Here is a 1,491-nt window from a genome sequence, read left to right as displayed (position 1 = left end):
GCGAGTCTCGCACCTTCCTAAATACTTCGATCGCAGTTTACCATTTTCGTACCATCTCCAATAACGATACTGGTTTCTCTTAATAGTTTTGATCTCCTCATAGCCATAGTTAGGGTGAGAGTTAGGGTGAGAGTTAGGGAGTAAGTTAGGGAGTAAGTTAGGGTGAGAGTTAGGGAGTAAGTTAGGGAGTAAGTTAGGGAGTAAGTTAGGGTGAGAGTTAGTGTGAGAGTTAGGGAGTAAGTTAGGGTGAGAGTTAGGGTGAGAGTTAGGGAGTAAGTTAGGGTGAGAGTTAGGGTGAGAGTTAGGGTGAGAGTTAGGGAGTAAGTTAGGGTGAGAGTTAGGGTGAGAGTTAGGGAGTGAGTTAGGGAGTGAGTTAGGGAGTGAGTTAGGGAGCGAGTTAGGGAGTGAGTTAGGGAGTGAGTTAGGGAGTGAGTTAGGGAGTAAGTTAGGGAGTGAGTTAGGGAGTGAGTTAGGGAGTGAGTTAGGGAGTGAGTTAGGGAGCGAGTCACCGCGATTGATTAACTCTCTAGTTATCGACTCATAAAGGGTTATCAGTTGATCCGTTGTTAGTGATTGAATATCGATTTCGATCGCACTTTCTGTCTGATCACTGACTGTCAAAGTTTCGATCGCACTTTCTGACCGATCACTGTTCACTGTCAAAGTTTCGATCGAGTCTTCATTTTCCAGGTCCCATTGACTGATCGGACGATCAGGAAGTTGATACTGAAAAAGATCAATTAATGGTAACTGACCGGGAATAACTTCATCAGCCGTCCCGATCTCGTCTATTCCTACGGTTATCTCTCGCAGATCTGAGAGGATGACCTTGACTTTCTTTTTCCAGACTTGCTTAACCGTGGCCTTTTCTCCATTGTAGGAGATGCGATCGTTTATAGAGAGAGTCATCATACTGGTAAACGACAAAATTTTTGTCACTTTCCCTAACGAGAGCTAATCGTTAGGGAATTTTATTAGTTAGGGGAATCGTCGGGGATGCCGGTGGCATCAATGCCCAAGGCTTTCATTACCGTTTTGGGTGATTGATTGAGAACACGACACATATCGGCAAAAATATCTATACTAGGGCGATTAACTCCAGAAACATAGTATTTTACTGCCGCATAACTAACACCAAGCCGATTGGCGAGTTCTTTTTGCGTAAGTCCTGCTTCCGTTATTAAAGCCTTCAAGGGTTTATCAATGGATAGATTTTCTCTCATGGTAGCATAAAAGGCCAGAATACTTGCTTGACAATCGGATAAAAGGCAAGTATTCTTGACTTATGGGTAAACAACATCCCAGCCCCTAGAGGCAATTTGACCGATCGCATACTTAGGGTATTGGGCTGTAGATAGTCTAGATCAGTGGTTTATTTTTAGGAGATCGCCTATGGGTTGAGGAGCGAAAGACTTATTGAGAAATTGGGCTAATTATTTCCTTAAACGTTTAATTGGGGCATTCTGCCCCTTCACTTCCTATGAACACCAC

Annotated in this window: 2 protein-coding genes; both read right to left on the bottom strand. The window is 43.6% G+C overall.

Annotated elements, in window-relative coordinates; all coding sequences use genetic code 11:
• Positions 1-17: 17 nt before the first annotated feature.
• The gene (locus MiAbW_RS19695) at positions 18-509 is read right to left on the bottom strand and encodes a hypothetical protein (protein WP_172967405.1); all 492 of its coding nucleotides are present in this window, start codon (positions 507-509) and stop codon (positions 18-20) included.
• Between the two features lie 465 nt (positions 510-974).
• Complete coding sequence (locus MiAbW_RS19065; protein ID WP_151697346.1) at positions 975-1,223, bottom strand: helix-turn-helix domain-containing protein; 249 nt, start codon at positions 1,221-1,223, stop codon at positions 975-977.
• Positions 1,224-1,491 lie beyond the last annotated feature (268 nt).

This window comes from Microcystis aeruginosa NIES-4325, from assembly GCF_008974145.1.
In the GTDB taxonomy this organism is placed as follows: domain Bacteria; phylum Cyanobacteriota; class Cyanobacteriia; order Cyanobacteriales; family Microcystaceae; genus Microcystis; species Microcystis aeruginosa_G.
The sequence above is the reverse complement of the archived record's forward strand: the minus strand, read 5'-3'. Positions and strand labels throughout refer to the sequence as shown.

Bases quoted from the DNA above. Each gene is read 5' to 3' on its own strand.
- MiAbW_RS19065 (WP_151697346.1), bottom strand. From the start codon at position 1,223: ATGAGAGAAAATCTATCCATTGATAAACCCTTGAAGGCTTTAATAACG.